At 56.8% G+C, this 257-nt stretch carries 1 pseudogene; it reads left to right on the top strand.

Annotation, left to right across the window (positions count from 1 at the left end):
• A pseudogene (locus tag AAEZ05_RS29285) lies at positions 1-257 on the top strand (dihydropyrimidinase); the annotation flags it as partial.

A 257-nucleotide genomic window follows, 5' to 3' on the forward strand; every position in this document is an offset into this window, starting at 1 on the left:
GGTCTGGCAGGCGGGACAACGTCGATTATTGACTTTGTCATTCCCAACCCTCAGCAGTCGTTGCTGGAGGCCTTTCACCAGTGGCGCGGCTGGGCTGAGAAGTCCGCGTCGGACTACGGTTTCCATGTCGCCATCACGTGGTGGAGCGAGCAGGTCCGCGAAGAAATGGCCGAGCTGGTGAGCCATCACGGTATCAACAGTTTCAAACATTTCATGGCCTACAAAAACGCGATCATGGCCGCCGATGACACCTTGGT

Origin of the sequence: Pseudomonas sp. HY13-MNA-CIBAN-0226 (genome assembly GCF_040310305.1) — a bacterium.
GTDB lineage: Bacteria > Pseudomonadota > Gammaproteobacteria > Pseudomonadales > Pseudomonadaceae > Aquipseudomonas > Aquipseudomonas gregormendelii.